At 67.8% G+C, this 15,090-nt stretch carries 13 protein-coding genes; 6 read left to right on the top strand and 7 right to left on the bottom strand.

Features of this window, described 5'->3' with window-relative positions:
* The first annotated feature begins 29 nt into the window (after window positions 1-29).
* The 3 genes from RD110_RS26250 to RD110_RS26240 all read left to right on the top strand — a co-directional run bounded on the left by RD110_RS26250 (window position 30) and on the right by RD110_RS26240 (window position 5,576).
* Complete coding sequence (locus RD110_RS26250; RefSeq protein WP_076203849.1) at window positions 30-2,714, top strand: winged helix-turn-helix domain-containing protein; 2,685 nt, start codon at window positions 30-32, stop codon at window positions 2,712-2,714.
* Between the two features lie 107 nt (window positions 2,715-2,821).
* Window positions 2,822-3,859: a CaiB/BaiF CoA transferase family protein gene (locus RD110_RS26245; protein WP_204250008.1), complete on the top strand. Its 1,038-nt coding sequence runs from the start codon at window positions 2,822-2,824 to the stop codon at window positions 3,857-3,859.
* 7 nt (window positions 3,860-3,866) lie between these two features.
* On the top strand, window positions 3,867-5,576 hold the full coding sequence (locus RD110_RS26240; RefSeq protein ID WP_239467132.1) for a long-chain-fatty-acid--CoA ligase: 1,710 nt from the start codon (window positions 3,867-3,869) through the stop codon (window positions 5,574-5,576).
* A gap of 34 nt (window positions 5,577-5,610) precedes the next feature.
* Here RD110_RS26240 and RD110_RS26235 read toward each other — a convergent pair whose 3' ends face one another.
* Together RD110_RS26235 and RD110_RS26230 are read right to left on the bottom strand one after the other, a co-directional pair.
* On the bottom strand, window positions 5,611-6,078 hold the full coding sequence (locus tag RD110_RS26235) for a hypothetical protein (protein WP_076203847.1): 468 nt from the start codon (window positions 6,076-6,078) through the stop codon (window positions 5,611-5,613).
* A gap of 69 nt (window positions 6,079-6,147) precedes the next feature.
* Window positions 6,148-6,861, bottom strand: a complete 714-nt coding sequence (locus RD110_RS26230) for a TerC family protein (protein WP_076203844.1) — start codon at window positions 6,859-6,861, stop codon at window positions 6,148-6,150.
* Window positions 6,862-7,427: 566 nt separating this feature from the next.
* Between RD110_RS26230 and RD110_RS26225 the strand changes: the two genes are divergently transcribed.
* Both RD110_RS26225 and RD110_RS26220 read left to right on the top strand, forming a co-directional pair.
* Window positions 7,428-7,889, top strand: a complete 462-nt coding sequence (locus RD110_RS26225) for a DUF3717 domain-containing protein (RefSeq protein WP_076203841.1) — start codon at window positions 7,428-7,430, stop codon at window positions 7,887-7,889.
* A complete protein-coding gene (locus tag RD110_RS26220; RefSeq protein ID WP_076203839.1) occupies window positions 7,889-8,191 on the top strand; it encodes a putative signal transducing protein in 303 nt (100 codons plus the stop codon). The genes RD110_RS26225 and RD110_RS26220 overlap by 1 nt, the downstream gene beginning before the upstream one ends.
* 214 nt (window positions 8,192-8,405) lie before the next feature.
* On the opposite strand, the gene RD110_RS26215 is transcribed toward RD110_RS26220, so the two are convergent.
* Together RD110_RS26215 and purB are read right to left on the bottom strand one after the other, a co-directional pair.
* Window positions 8,406-8,966, bottom strand: a complete 561-nt coding sequence (locus tag RD110_RS26215) for a YaeQ family protein (RefSeq protein WP_076203836.1) — start codon at window positions 8,964-8,966, stop codon at window positions 8,406-8,408.
* Between the two features lie 9 nt (window positions 8,967-8,975).
* A complete protein-coding gene (purB, locus tag RD110_RS26210) occupies window positions 8,976-10,355 on the bottom strand; it encodes an adenylosuccinate lyase (protein WP_076203833.1) in 1,380 nt (459 codons plus the stop codon).
* A 140-nt stretch (window positions 10,356-10,495) separates the two neighbouring features.
* On the opposite strand from purB, the gene RD110_RS26205 reads away from it, so the two are divergent.
* The gene (locus RD110_RS26205; RefSeq protein WP_076203831.1) at window positions 10,496-11,110 is read left to right on the top strand and encodes a glutathione S-transferase N-terminal domain-containing protein; all 615 of its coding nucleotides are present in this window, start codon (window positions 10,496-10,498) and stop codon (window positions 11,108-11,110) included.
* Window positions 11,111-11,248: 138 nt separating this feature from the next.
* Here RD110_RS26205 and RD110_RS26200 read toward each other — a convergent pair whose 3' ends face one another.
* The 3 genes from RD110_RS26200 to glnE all read right to left on the bottom strand — a co-directional run bounded on the left by RD110_RS26200 (window position 11,249) and on the right by glnE (window position 15,010).
* Entirely contained in the window at window positions 11,249-11,677 is a 429-nt protein-coding gene (locus RD110_RS26200; RefSeq protein WP_083686721.1) for a CinA family protein, read from the bottom strand.
* 62 nt (window positions 11,678-11,739) lie between these two features.
* Window positions 11,740-12,276 (bottom strand): phosphatidylglycerophosphatase A family protein, encoded by a 537-nt coding sequence (locus tag RD110_RS26195; protein ID WP_076203826.1) that lies wholly within the window; start codon window positions 12,274-12,276, stop codon window positions 11,740-11,742.
* A 31-nt stretch (window positions 12,277-12,307) separates the two neighbouring features.
* Complete coding sequence (glnE, locus tag RD110_RS26190; RefSeq protein ID WP_076203823.1) at window positions 12,308-15,010, bottom strand: bifunctional [glutamate--ammonia ligase]-adenylyl-L-tyrosine phosphorylase/[glutamate--ammonia-ligase] adenylyltransferase; 2,703 nt, start codon at window positions 15,008-15,010, stop codon at window positions 12,308-12,310.
* Window positions 15,011-15,090: the final 80 nt, after the last annotated feature.

Genomic DNA, 15,090 nt, shown 5'->3' with positions numbered 1-15,090 from the left:
TGTCCAACCACCCTCCGGAAACGCGTTCCATGATTGAATCCGCCGTCGCCGATGCGCCGTGTATTTCATCGGTGCTGGCCGCCAAGCTCTCACCGCCCGTTACCGGCATCGCGCAGGTGCGGCGCAGGAGTCTCGTCGACAAGGTGGCTGGCGCCGGTGCGGTTCGGCTGACGGTGTTTCGTGCGCCGGCCGGCTTCGGCAAGACCACGGCGATGCTGCAGTTGCGCGAGCGCCTCGCCGCCCAGGGCGTGCGGACGGCCTGGCTCACGCTGGACACCACCGACAACGATGCGAGCCGCTTCCTCGATTGCTTCAGTGCCGTCGCCTGCAGCCTGGTCCCGGCATCGCGCGGCGATGCCGCGCCGATGCAGAAGGTGGAGTCGCTCTATGCGCTTGCCGCACCGTTCGCGATTTTTCTGGACGACTTCGAGGCGATCCATGAAACGGCCGTGCTCGCGCTGCTGCGCGCGACCATCGAGCGACTGCCACGTGGCGGGCAGGTGATCGTCGGTTCGCGCAACCTGCCCGATCTGGGGCTGGCGCGGCTGCGCGCGCACGGCCAGTTGCTCGAACTCGATGCCGAGGCCATGCGCTTCAGCCTGGAAGAAGCCCAGGCCTACTTCCGGCTGCGCAGGCTGCCCGAGCTGCCGTTCGAGGCCATACGTCGCCTGCACCAGAAGACCGAGGGCTGGGTCACCGCCTTGTGGCTGGCATCGCTGTCGCTCGAAAGGGAAGGGCCCGGCAGCGACTTCGTCGAGCAGTTCTCCGGCTCGAGCCGCGCGGTGGCCGACTACCTGGCCGAGGACGTGCTCGCTCACCAGCCGGCGGAGTTGCGCGAGTTCCTGCTGCGCACGAGCATCCTGCGCAGTCTCGATGCCTCCGTGTGCCAGGCCCTGATGCCGAAGGTGGATGCCGAGCACCTGCTGCGCACGCTGGACGAGCAGCATCTTTTTCTCGTCTCCCTGGCAGGCCAGGATCGCAGTTACCGCTACCACGGGCTTTTTTCCGACTACCTGCGGGCCCGCCTGGCGCGCGAGCTTCCCGACGACCTGGCACGACTGCATCTCGCGGCCTCGGGCTGGTACGAATCGCAGCACCGCCGCGTGCCGGCGATCGAGCATGCGATCGAAGGCGGCGACTATCCGCATGCGCTCGCCCTGCTCGAAGGCACCGTGCAGGATTTCCTCGAAGACGGCCGCATGCGGATGCTGGCGCGGTGGTTCGACGCGATACCGGCGAGCGACCTGCGCGCCTATCCCTTGTTGCAGGCCATGTCCGTCTGGCCGGTGCTGTTCACGCGTGGCGCCTGGGAGGCCGCGGCCACCCTGGCGCAAGCCGACCTGGGCGGCAGCACGGACCCGCAGGTGATCGCGCACGTCAACGCGCAGGGCCCGCTGCTGCTGGCCATGCAGGACCGCTACGACGAAGCCTATGCCAGCGGCACGGCGAGCATGGCGCAGCTGCCGACGCACAACGCGTTTGCCGACAGCATGCTGCGCAACGCGATGGCGGCCGTTCTTTCGGTCATGGGCGAAGACCGCGAGGCGCAGCGGCTGATCGATGGCGCGCGCCGGGTTCGCGGCGGCAGCACCTTCAACCGCATGTATGCGGAGTCGCTGGACGGCATGCTGGACTTCCAGCGCGGCCGGCTGCGGGAGGCCACGGCGCGTTTCCGCATTGCGATCAGCACCACCCACAGGGCCTCGTACGACTACGCCAGCGGCAACGCCTGGGCCGGCATGCTCTATGCGGCGACGCTGTACGAAGCCAACGACTTGAACGGCGCCGACCACCTCGTCAACATCTATCTGCCACTGGCCTGCGATGTCGGCCTGCCCGACCACATGATCCTCGGCCAGGTGATCCGCACCCGCATCGCCTTTCACCGGGGAGACGTGGGCAAGGCGTTCGAGACGCTGTCGGCGCTCGAGCAGTTGGGCCATGCGCGCCAGTTGGACCGCCTGGTGGCCAGCGCCAAGCTCGAGCGTGCGCGCCAATTGTTGATGCAGGGCAACGAGCAGGCCGCCACCGAAGAGCTGGAACGCGCCGCCGACCCGGCCGTGTGGGAACGCATCCGGCGGCAACGCCTGCCGGCGCACGAGGTCGAGTACCTGGAACTCGCGCGCATCCGGCGCGACATCCATTTCGGCGATGCGCGTTCGACGCTGGAGCCGCTGGAGCGTGAGATGGAACTGGCGGCCCGGCAGTCGCGCCAACGCCGCCTGCTGCAGCTGCGTGTGCTCTACAGCCTCGCGCTGCAGCGCAGCGGCAAGCCCGCCGCTTCGACCGAAATCCTCGCGGGCGTGCTGCGGCAAGCCAGCCAGGAGGGTTTCGTGCGCATGTTCGTCGACGAGGGCGAGGCCATCGGCCGGCTCGTGCACCACTACTACGCGGTGCTGCACGAGACACCGGCCAGCCGCAGCGACCCGATCCTGGTCGCGCATGTCCAGCGGTTGATCGAATCCTTCGGCCCGATGACACTCGACAGCGCGGGCACGCCCGCGCCGCACGCGCTCATGGAGCCGCTGACGCGCAAGGAGATCCAGATCCTGCAGCTGGTCGAGCAGGGGAATTCCAACAGCGGGATTTCCGAAAAACTCAAGCTCTCCGACAGCACCGTCCGCACCCATCTGCGCAACGTCAACACCAAGCTCAACGCCCGCAGCCGCGCGGAAGCGGTGGCGATTGCGCGGCGGCTCGACGTGATCCGCTGAGCGGCGCCCGGCGGCGCCTTGCCGGCGCGGGCGGTCGTCGGTAGCGACGATGCGCCGCTTCGCGCCCCCGACGAACATGCCCACCGTCCCAGGTTCTCTTCCACGACATGATGGTCCAAAGTTTTCCCCCCTTGCACGGCGTGCGCATCGTCGAGTTCGAAGGCATCGGCCCGGGGCCGCTGGCCGCCCGCATGCTCGCGGACATGGGTGCTGACGTGACGACGCTCGTGCGGCCCGGTGCGGCGGTGGTCAACGAAAGCCTCGGTGTCGCGGGCGAGAACCCGTTGCGGCGCGGCAAGCGCGTGGAACAGGTCGACCTGAAATCGACGGCGGGCCTGGCCCGGGCGCTGGACCTCGTGGCCGACGCCGACGCCCTGGTCGAAGGCAACCGCCCCGGCGTCATGGAGCGCCTGGGCGTAGGCCCGGCGCCATGCGCGGCGCGCAACCCACGCCTGGTCTACGGCCGCATGACCGGATGGGGCCAGTGCGGGCCGCTCGCGCAGGCGGCCGGCCATGACCTCAATTACGTGGCGCTGACCGGGCTGCTGTCGCTCGCGGCCCCCGCGGGGCAGGCGCCCAGGGTGCCGCCCACCGTCGTCGGCGACGCCTGCGGTGCGTTGGGACTGGCGTTCGGCATCGCATGTGCATTGTTCGAGGCGCGCCAGAGCGGGCGCGGCCGCGTGGTCGATGCCGCCATCGTGGACATCGTGGCGATGCTGGGCACGCTGGTGCAGTGGATTCGCGGCGGCGGGCAGATCGACGGCGCGCAGCCCAGCCCGTTCCACGACTCGCCGTTCTACGACAGCTACGCATGCGCCGACGGCGGCTTCATCACCGTCGCGGCGCTCGAGCCGCAGTTCTATGCGCTGTTGCTCGACAAGCTCGGGCTTGCGGATGTCGACCCGGCCCGCCAGCACGACAAGGCCGCCTGGCCCGCGCTCAAGGCGCGGATGGCCGCCCGTTTTCGCAGCCAACCGCGCGCGCACTGGTGCGCCCTGCTCGAAGGCAGCGACGCGTGTTTCGCGCCCGTGCTGAGCCTGGCCGAGGCCGCGCACCATCCGCACAACGTCGCGCGCGGCATCTATGCCCCTGGCGCGGACGGCGCCATCGCCGTCGCCGCCGCGCCGCGCTTCGCCCCCCTGTGAACGCCTGATGCTCATGACCACCTTGACCACCCTGACCACGACATCCCATCGCGACGGCATTGTCCGAGGCTGCCCCTCGACGATGGGACACGACTACCAGCTCAACACGACCACACTGATCCGGCACGCGGCGCGCACGCATCCCGAGCAGGAGATCGTTGCCAGGCGCGCGGACGGCGGCTGGGACCGCTACACCTACCGCGATTGCTACCAGCGTGTGTGCCGCGCGGCCAATGCGCTGCGTGGCCTGGGCATCGGCCCGGGCGACCGCGTGGGCGTGCTCGACTGGAACAGCCGCCGGCACTTCGAGCTCTACTACGCCATCCCGGGTCTTGCCGCCGTGTTGCTGCAGATGAACCTCCGGCTCGGTGTCGAAGACCTGGGCTACGTCGTCACGCACAGCCAGGCCGCGTTGATCTTCGTCGACGAGAGCCTGCTGCCGGTCGCGGAGTCGATCGCGCCGCACGTGCCCGGCGTGAAGGGCTGGGTGGTGATGACCGACAAGCCGCTGTCCGAGATCCGGACCTCGCTGGCACCGCTGCACCACCACGAGGACCTGCTCGCCGCGGCGGAGCCCGCCATCGACTGGCCGATGGTCGATGAACACGCGGCCTACAGCGCCTGCTACACCACCGGCACCACCGGGCGGCCGAAGGGGGTCTATTACTCGCACCGCGCGATCTACCTGCATTCCATGTCGGTGGCCGCGAACATGGGGATGACGCTGGACGACTGCACCATGCTGCTCACCCCGATGTTCCACGGCCAGTGCTGGGGGTTGCCGCAGGCCGCCACCATGATGGCCAACAAGATCGTGCTGCCGGGCTGCTACTCGGTGGAGGACATGAGGCCGCTGGCCGACGCCATCATGGCCGAAGGCGTCACCATCACCAACGGCGCGCCGGCGATCTTCCAGCCGATGCTGCAGTACATCGAGACGCTGCCGGTCAAGCCCGACTTCCGGCGCCTGCGCATGATGTCCGGCGCCACCGAGCCGCCGCTGCCGATGATGATCGGCTTCCACGAGACGACGGGCGCCGAGGTGGTGCACGGCTACGGCGCCACCGAGACCACGCCGCTGGTGGCGCTCAACCGGCTCAAGCCCACGCTCAAGCAACGCCTTTGCGCCGAGGCGGCGTGGGATCTCAAGCGCAAGCAGGGCCTGCCGGTGTGCGGTGTCGACATTCTGCTGCTGGGCGCGGACGACCAGGCCTTGCCGCACGACGGCCAGGCCGTCGGCGAGATCTGCCTGCGCGGCCCGTGGATTTCCACCAGCTACCACGACATGCCCGACGCGGCGGACCGGTTCTTCAACGGCTACTGGCGTTCGGGCGACGTGGGCACCATCGATACCGACGGCTATGTGAAGGTCACCGACCGGCTCAAGGACGTGATCAAGAGCGGCGGCGAATGGATTTCATCGATCGACATGGAAAACGCGCTGCTGGGGCATCCGGCCGTGCGCGACGCGGCGGTCGTGGGCATTCCGCATCCCCGGTGGCAGGAACGGCCGCTGGCGCTGGTGGTCCTGAAGCCGGACCGACAAGCCACGCTGCAGCAGCTGCATGCGCACCTGTCGAAGACTTTCGCCAAATGGCAGTTGCCCGACCGCATCCTGTTCGTGGATGCGATACCGAAGACCGGCGTCGGCAAGCTCGACAAGAAGGTCATCCGCGCGGCCCATGCGAATCTTTACGCCGGCGAATCTCCCGGATAGCGCGATCCTGTCGAAGCCAGGGCCGAAATCGCGCTCAGTCCAGGCCCAGGCTCAGCACCAGGCCGAGGCCGGCCAGGACACCGGCGAACGACCAATGCTGCTGGCCCATGACCGTGGTCGATGCCGACTGTCCGGGGCTGAGCTTGGGCCGCCGCACGTCCAGCAGATGGTTCGTGCCATGTTCGGCCATCAGCCCTTCGGTGAGTTCGGGCAGCGGGCCGGTGGCCACCACCGGCGTCCACACGTCGCCATGCCGCTGCAGCCAGGGCGCGAGTTCGGCGAACAGCCGGTCCGACCACTTGGTGCGCCAGTTCTCGCGCGAGCGGTGGCTCACCCATTTGCTCACGCGCTGCGTCATGCGCGGCGCACAGGCCACCACCACCCAGTGCGTGTGCCGCCCGGAAAGCGTGGCCGGCGACAGGCCGCAGGCGCGGCCCAGCATCGGGCGCAGATGGTCCTGGGCGTAGGCCACGTCGTCGATCAACACAATGACTTTGTCCATGCAAGCTCCTGGTAGTGGCTCGGTTGCGGGGCGGCGGTTGCCGCCCCGGTTTGGCGCTCTGGCGGGCGCTCAGGTATTGGCGACCTGCTCCGTGGCCGTCGCCTGCTGGTTGCGCCTGGCGGCCCATCGGCCTGCCAACAGCACGCCCAGCACGGCCACGGCATAGACCGCCCAGCGTGCGGCGGTGTGGATCATCTCCGGCGGGTCGAACACGGCGTCGAGCAGCGGCTCGCTGACGATCATCTTGGCGGCGGTGAAGGCCAGCACGGCGGCGCCGGCCTGGATGATGATCGGGAAGCGTTCGACCAGCTTGAGCACCATGGTGCTGCCGAAGACCACGATCGGCACGCTGATCAGCAGGCCCAGGATGACCAGGTCGAAGGCGCCGTGCGCCGCGCCGGCCACGCCGAGCACGTTGTCGATGCCCATCAGCGCATCGGCGATGACGATGGTCTTCATTGCGCCCCAGAAGGTGTTGGCCACGGGGCCTTGGTGCTCGCCGTCCGACTGATCGGACAGCAGCTTGTAGGCGATCCAGACGAGGCCGAGGCCGCCGGCCAGCATCAGGCCCGGGATCTTCAGCAGCCAGACCACGCCCACCGTCATGATGGAGCGCACGACGATGGCGCCGACCGTGCCCCAGATGATGGCCTTGCGTTGCAGGTGGGTGGGCAGGCTGCGTGCCGCCAGGGCGATGACGATGGCGTTGTCGCCGGCGAGAACCAGGTCGATCAGGATGATGGCCAGCAGGGCCGACCACCAGGGCGCCGATAGAAATTCCATGTGAAAACTCCGTTTGTTGTGGGTTGATTTGTCGAAAACCACCTGAAACCGGAGCCGAGGAAACCGGGCAAAATCTGCGCGGAAAACCTTCGACCCACCTGTGACAGTGTGGATCGAAGGTCTTGCCCGACACGGTGCGATGCACACGTGCCCGATCAGCCGGAAGCCGCACCCCGTGCGTTGAAAGCTTCGTATTGACGGCGGACCGATGCCTGCTGCGGCTGCGCCGTCCTGCGGGACGATCTTTGCCGCAACAAGCGGGAGCTACTCCCCCTCGAAGCGCGGATTAGAGCATCGCCACGCCGGTTTGCGCAATGGACGATTTCCCGCGATGCCCGCCATGCGGGCGCGAGCATCGCTGGAGCCTGGAATCGGGCTTGAAGCGTTTTCGTGCCCTGGCGCAATCCAAGTGTGCTGGGTTTGCTCCGATTTCGATAGCAAATGCGGAGCCTGTGGCCGTCCGGCCAATCCCCCGCAACGTCTGGGGGTTAGCGGTGCAGTGCACCGCGTAACATGGGCGCTATCATCGCCCTCCCTTCGCAAGACCCACCTCTCATCCTGCATCCATGGCCGGCATCCACATCACCGATATCGAAGCCGCCATCAACCACTGGCGCGAAAAGAAACCCTCACCCGACGGCGTGACGCTGTGCGCCGAATTGCGCGCGCTGGCCGAGGTGTACGCACTGATGGTCTATTACCGCCAGGACGAAGCCGACGAGGCCACGATGCCGCCTGCCGCCCGCGCAGCCTGGCTGGGCTGGTATGAAAGCACGCCCGACACGCCCTGCATCGCCATCTGCTCCACCAGCCAGGGCGACGATCTGTGCAAGGGCTGCGGCCGCACCTTCGACGAAGTGCAGCACTGGCCGTCGATGACGCCCGGCGAGAAACGCGCCACCTGGCGCCGCATCACGCTCGAAGCCGATGCGTGGCGCTTCAACCGGTACGCCGAACGCGCCGCCGAAGGGCCGCAGCCTGGCGCCGTGGCAGCGGAGCCGGCCGAAAAACCGCCGGTCGCACCCTGATGCTGCGACTGGTCCAGGCGCCCAACATCGCCCTGGCCACGCTGTGGGTCGATACCTTGCTGGAGGCCGGCATCGCCGCCTCGGTGCAGCGCCAGTACCTCGGCGCCGCGGCCGGCCATCTGCCCCCGGATCAGTGCCTGCCCGAGATCTGGCTGCGGCACGAGGAGCAGGAAGACCGTGCACGGGCCCTGCTCGACGACCTGCAGCATCTGCCCCAGCGCCTGTGGTGGTGCCACTGCGGCGAAAAGGTGGAGGGTGGCTTCGAGCAGTGCTGGCGGTGCGGGGCTTTGATGCCCGGTTGAAGCGGGTTCGGTCGACAACCGTGCGGGCTGGGCCCGTCGAAGCCGCTCACTTCTTCAACCAGGTGCTTCGACAAGCTCAGCACGAACGGGATTAAACGGCTGCCGTGGCGCCCTTCCAGAACGCCGCGGAACCGGCTTTGCCGGGCCGCCAGCGTTGCCCCCTGCAAGGGGGTGGGCGGCTACACGCAGTGAGCCAACCTGGGGGTGAGCCAAGCTATTTCCAGCGGACGCATTCGATCTCGACCGTGCGCTGGTCGTCGCTCAGCGTCAGCGCGCTTTCCTGCACCGTCGCCTGCAGCTGCATGCTGCGTTGCGCGAGCGCGGCCAGGGCCTGGGCGGCGTCGGTGGGCACGCGCCAGACCTGCAGCTTGTCGAGCCGCGTGAGTTTGTTCTCGATGCCGCGCCACCACACTTCGGCCGCATGGCCGAAGGCGTACAGCAGCACCTGGTCGGCCTTGTTGCAGGCCTTGGCGATGGGTTTGTCCTCGGGCTGGCCGACCTCGATCCACAGCCGCGTCTGGCCGGTGAAGTCGCGCAGGCTCACGTCCGGGTCGTCCGGGTTCGACAGGCCGGCGCCGAAGGCCAGCACGCCGTCGCCACCCAGCACGGTCTGCAGCCGGTGCGCGTTCAGCGCCAGCGCCACCAGCCGCACCATCATGCGCTCGTCGGTCTCGCTCGGGTGGCGGGCGAGTGTGAGCGCGTGATCGGCGTAGTAGCTGTGGTCGATGTCGGCGATCGAAAGGTTCGCCTTGAAGATGGTTGCCTTGAGCGCCATGCCGGTCGTTCAGGCCCGGCGCGCCAGCTCGGCCGCCTTGCCCACGTAGCTCGCCGGCGTCATCGCCAGCAGGCGTTCCTTCTCGGCATCTGGAATCTCCAGCGAACGGATCAGCCCATGCAGATCTTCGGCGCGCACGGTCTTGCCGCGCGTTACTTCCTTGAGTTTCTCGTAGGCGCCCTGCACGCCGAAGCGGCGCATCACGGTCTGGATCGGCTCGGCCAGCACTTCCCACGACGCATCCAGGTCGTCGGCGATGGCTTCCTCGTTGATCTCGAGCTTGTTCAGCCCGGTCAGCAGCGAAGCGTAGGCCAGCGTGGCGTAGCCCACGGCCACACCCATGTTGCGCAACACGGTGGAATCGGTCAGGTCGCGCTGCCAGCGGCTGATCGGCAGCTTTTCGCTCAGATGGCGCAGCAGTGCGTTGGCCAGGCCCAGGTTGCCTTCGGCGTTCTCGAAATCGATCGGGTTGACCTTGTGCGGCATGGTGCTGGAGCCGATCTCGCCGGCCTTCAGGCGTTGCTTGAAGTAGCCCAGGCTCACGTAGCCCCAGACGTCGCGCGACCAGTCGATGAGGATGGTGTTGGTGCGCGCCAGCGCGTCGAACAGCTCGGCCATGTAGTCGTGCGGCTCGATCTGGATGCTGTAGGGCTGGAAGGTCAGGCCCAGGCCCAGCGGCTCGGGCGTTTCGATGACCTTCTTGCTGAAGGCTTCCCAGTCGAAGTCGGGCCAGGCCGAGAGATGCGCGTTGAAGTTGCCGACCGCGCCATTCATCTTGCCCATCAACGGCACGGCGGCGATTTTTTCGCGCGCGGCCACCAGGCGCACCAGCACGTTGGCCACTTCCTTGCCCACCGTGGTCGGGCTGGCCGTCTGGCCATGGGTGCGGCTGAGCATGGACACATCGGCATAGGCATGCGCCATCTCGCGCAGCTTGGTGATGAGCGCGTCCAGGCCCGGCAGGATCACCTGGTGGCGCGCACCCTTGAGCTGCAGCGCGTGGCTGGTGTTGTTGATGTCTTCGCTGGTGCAGGCGAAGTGCACGAACTCGGCCGCCGCCAGCAGTTCGGGCCGGGCCTCGAACTTGGACTTGATCCAGTATTCGACGGCCTTCACGTCGTGGTTGGTGACCTTCTCGATGTCCTTGATGGCCAGGCCGTCGGCTTCGCTGAAGTTCTTCACCAGGCTCAGCAGGTAGGTGCGCGCGCCCGGGCTCAACGGCTTGAACTCATTGAAACCGGCGTCGCTCAGCGCGATGAACCAGGCCACTTCGACCTGCACGCGGCGTTGCATGTAACCCTGTTCGCTCATCAGCGGGCGCAGGGGGGCGAGTTTGGCGGCGTAGCGGCCGTCCAGCGGCGACAGGGCCGAGATCGGTGAGAAAGTCATGTTGCGGATTGTAGGATGCGCGCCACGGTTGCACGCGGCGCGCGAATCGTGTCAGCCGACGAGGGGGGGTGAATCGATAGAATGGCTGGACCCCAGGGGCTTTCCCGAAGGCAGCCTGTCCCCGCCGTTCTCGACCACCCATGAAACTCATCGGATCTCTTACCAGTCCCTACGTGCGCAAAGTGCGCGTGGTCATGGCCGAAAAAAAGCTCGATTACCAGTTCATCCTGGAAGATCCCTGGTCGCCGGACACCGTCATCCGCGAATCGAACCCGCTGGGCAAGGTGCCTTGCCTGGTCATGGAAGGTGGCGAGGCGATCTTCGACTCGCGCGTGATCGTGGAATACCTGGACACGCTGTCCCCGGTGGGCAAGCTGATTCCCGCGCTGAGCCGTGAACGGGTCGAGGTCAAGACCTGGGAGGCGCTGGCTGACGGCCTGGCCGATGCCGGCGTGGCCGCGCGGATGGAGCGGGTCTGGAGCGAGCGCACGGATGCGGAACGCAGCCAGAAGTGGATCGACCGGCAGATGGTCAAGATCGACGCCAGCCTCAAGGCCATGAGCCGCGGCCTGGCCGACAAGCCCTATTGCAGCGGCATCCACCTGAGCCTGTCCGACATTGCCGTGGGTTGCGCGCTGGGCTGGCTGGAGTTCCGTTTTCCGGAAATCGCCTGGCGTACGGCGCATCCGAATCTGGCCAAGCTGCAGGACAAATTGATGCTGCGCCAGAGTTTCATCGATACACGGCCTGCATAACGGCCTGCGTCGAATCGAACCAGACCCTTCGACAAGCTCAGGGCGAACGGGAAAAACAAGCCTGCTCGTTGAGATAGACAAGCCGTTCGTGCTGAGCCTGTCGAAGCACTGTCGATCGCCTTAACCCCTTCAGTCCCTTCAATCCGGCGCGGCCGCCACAAGATCGCGCAACCGCCGCAACGCATGCCGCACCGTCGCCTGGCGGATGGCGGCGCGATCGCCGTCGAACAACTTCCTCTCGCTGGTCAGGATGCCGCGGATCGACCAGCCGAACCACACCGTACCCACCGGTTTCTCCACGCTGCCGCCGGTCGGGCCGGCCACACCGGTCACCGCCACCGAGACCTGCGCATTCGAATGCCGCAGCGCGCCGGCCGCCATGGCCCGGGCCACGGGTTCGCTGACCGCGCCGTGGGTGGCGATGAGCGCCGGGTCGACGCCGAGCATTTCGCTCTTGGCTTCGTTGGAGTAGGTGACGAAGCCGCGTTCGAACCAACCGCTCGAGCCCGCCAGGTCGGTGCAGGCGCCGGCGATCAGGCCGCCGGTGCAGCTCTCGGCCGCGGCCATGAACCAGCCTTTTTGCAGCAGCAGATCGGCCAGCGGCACCACTTCATCTTCATGGTTGGAACTCACCAGAACCTCCAGAGTGCAATCACCAGCAGCGTGCAGAAGGCCGCCACCAGGTCGTCGAACATGATGCCGAAGCCGCCGCGCGCGTCGAAGCCCTTGAAGGCCTCGTCGGCCCAGGCCACCGGCCCGGGTTTCACCGCGTCGAAGAAGCGGAACAAGGCGAAAGCCGCCACCTGGCCGACCAGGCCGGCCGGCATCACCAGCCAGAGGATGATCCAGAACGCCACCACCTCGTCCCAGACGATGGCGCCCGGGTCGGCCACGCGCAGGTGCTGCGCACACACCGTGCACGCCCACCAGCCGACCACCAGCGACGCCGCGATGAGCCAGCCCATCTGCATGCTGCTCAGGTAGGACTGCAGTACCAGGTAGGCCAGCCAGGCCCAGAGCGTACCGGCCGTGCCCGGTGCCACCGGGCTCAGACCCGAGCCGAAACCGAGGGCGATGAAATGCGCGGGATGCGACAGCATGAAGCGCACCGAAGGTCTGCGCGATGGCGCGGCATCTGGAGGCGGCGCGGATGTGGACGGGAGCATGCGCGGATTATCGCGGCGCGCGGCCCGGGAATCAGCCGAACACCGCGTTCCAGAGGGCCAGCACCGCCTCTCGCTCCGCCTGCAGCGCGGGCAGCTCGACTTGCGTCGGCGCCTCGTTGAGCCGCGCCTTGTGCTGCACCCGGCGCAGTTCCCGATAGGCGCTGGCCGCGGCTTCGCCCACACCTGCGGGCAGCAGGCCGCAGGCTTCGGCACGCTGCAGCAGCGCGATGTTGCCGACGTTGTCCTGCAATTCCGGGTAACGCCGCGAATGGGCCAGCACCAGGTATTGCACGGCGAATTCGGCATCGACCATGCCGCCGGGGCTGTGTTTCACGTCGAAGGCGTGGGCCTTGACCGGTCGCGCCGCACGCACCTTGTCGCGCATGGCGACGATCTCGCCGCGCAGCGCGGCCTCGTCGCGTGGCGCGGTGATCACCGCCTGGCGCACGGCGTCGAAGCGGGGGCGCAGCTTGTCCAGGCCGAGAATGAAACGGGCACGGGTCATCGCCTGGTGTTCCCAGGTCCAGGCCGTGTTGCTGCCGCGCTGCTGCTGGTAATTGGCGTAGGCGTCGAAGGTGGTGACCAACAGGCCCGAATTGCCGTTCGGCCTGAGCGCGGTGTCGATCTCGAACAGATCGCCTTCTCCGGTCTTCACCGTGAGCCAGTTGATCATGCGACGCACGAAGGCGGCGTAGACCTCGGGCGCGCGTTCGTCGGCATCCTCGTAGACGAAGACGATGTCGAGGTCGCTGCCGTAGCCCAGTTCCTTGCCGCCGAGCTTGCCGTAGCCGATGATGGCGAACTGCGGCGACTCAGCGTGCCGGTTGCGCACGTGTTCCCAGCCCCAGCGCGCCGTCACGCGCAGGATCACTTCGGCCAGCGCGCTCAGGTCGTCGGCCACCTGCTCCACGGTGATGCGGCCCTCCACGTCGCGCGCCAGCGTGCGAAACAACTCCGCATGGTGGGCGCGGCGCAGCAGGTTCAGCAGGGCCTCCTCGTCGTCCTCGCCGGTGGTCTTCAGCGAGGCGCGGCGCTGCACCAGTTCTTCCTCGAACTCGCCCGGCACGAAGCGCTCGCTGAGCATCGCGTCGCTGGCCAGTTCGTCGATCACGCCCGGGTGTTGCAGCAGGTAGCGCGCCGGCCACTTTGCCGCGCCGAGCAGGCGCAGCAGGCGTTCGTGCACGGTGGGCCGCTCGAGCAGCAGCGCCAGGTAACTTTCGCGGCGCAACAGCGGCTCGATCCAGTCGGCCAGGCGGATCGCGGCTTCCTCGCTGCATTTGCCGTCCTTCAGCCAGGCGGCCGTGCGTTGCACCAGCCGCACCAGGCGGGCGCGCGATTCGTCGCGCAGCGCGAGCACGCGCGGGTGTTCGCACCACTGCCCGATACGTTCCCCAAACGCGCCCTTGAGCTGCTCCTTCAGCGTGTCGATGCCGATCGGCGCGGCACGCTCGCCCTTGGGGCCGCCGCAGCCGCCGGTCTTGCAGGTCTTGCCTTCGGCCGGGCCGCCGAGCAGCTTGTCGAATTCCTGCGCCACCAGTTCGCGATGGCTGTCGAGTTCGCCGAGGAACGGGCAGCAACTCGCATAACCCATGCTGTGCGCGATCCAGGCCAGGTCCTCGTCGTTGGTGGGCAGGACGTGGGTCTGCTGGTCGTCCAGGTACTGGATGCGGTGTTCGACCTTGCGCAGGAATTCATAGGCGCGGGCCAGCGCGTCGGCCGTGGCCTGCGGCATCAGGCCGGCGCGCGCCAGGCGCTGCAGGGCGTCGAGCGTGGAACGCGTGCGCAGCTCGGGGAACTGGCCGCCGCGCACCACCTGCAGCAGCTGCACGGTAAATTCGATCTCGCGGATGCCGCCGCGCGAGAGCTTCACGTCGTTGGCGCGTTCCGGATGGCCGGCGCTGCGCTTGGCCGCGTGTTCGCGGATCTGTCGGTGCAGGCTGCGCAGCGAGTCGAACACGTTGTAGTCGAGGTAACGGCGGAACACGAAGGGCAGCACCACGCTGCGCATCTCGTGGGCCGTGCCGTTGACGATGCAACTGCGCGGCGCCACCACCCGGCTCTTGAGCCAGGCGAAACGCTCCCACTCGCGGCCCTGCACCTGCAGGTATTCCTCCAGCGCGGCCAGCGACACCGCCGGTGGGCCGGAGCTGCCATTGGGCCGCAGCATCAGGTCCACGCGGAACACGAAGCCGTGTTCCGTGGTGTCGCCCACCAGCGCGTAGATCAGCTTCACGGCCTTGGCGAAATACTCCTGGTTGGCGATGCGGCCGCGGCCATCGGCCTTGCCTTCGGTCTCGCCGTCGTGGTCGTAGATGTAGACCAGGTCGATGTCGCTCGACACATTGAGCTCGCGCCCGCCGAGCTTGCCCATGCCGACCACCCACATCTCGGCGCGCTGGCCGTCGGTGCCCATCGGGGCGCCATGGCGCTCGTCGAGTTCGCGCCGCGCCTCGGCGCCGGCGGTCTCCAGCGCGAGTTCGGCCAGTTCCGTGACGGCACGCGTCACCACGGCCAAAGGCGCCTGTTCGTCGCAGTCGAGCGTGACCAGGCGCTCCATCACCAGCTGGCGCAGCGTGCGCAGCGCGGCGCCGACCTCGAGGCCGGAGGCCAGCAGCCCTTCGAGCGTGGCCGTCATCGTGGCCCGCACCGGTGCGCCGGGCGGCAGCAGCGGCAGCTCCTTGGCATACCGCCGGCGCAGCCGCTGCACGAAACGCGAATAGGAAGAGAGGGCCATGGCGTCGGTCCGGGGCAGGCTTAACAAATCGTCACCGCGTCGCGTTGAACCCCCGGCCGCAGCCGATGGTCGTAAGTTGA

Source organism: Rhodoferax koreense (assembly GCF_001955695.1).
GTDB classification, from domain to species: Bacteria; Pseudomonadota; Gammaproteobacteria; order Burkholderiales; family Burkholderiaceae_C; genus Rhodoferax_B; species Rhodoferax_B koreensis.
The sequence above is the reverse complement of the archived record's forward strand: the minus strand, read 5'-3'. Positions and strand labels throughout refer to the sequence as shown.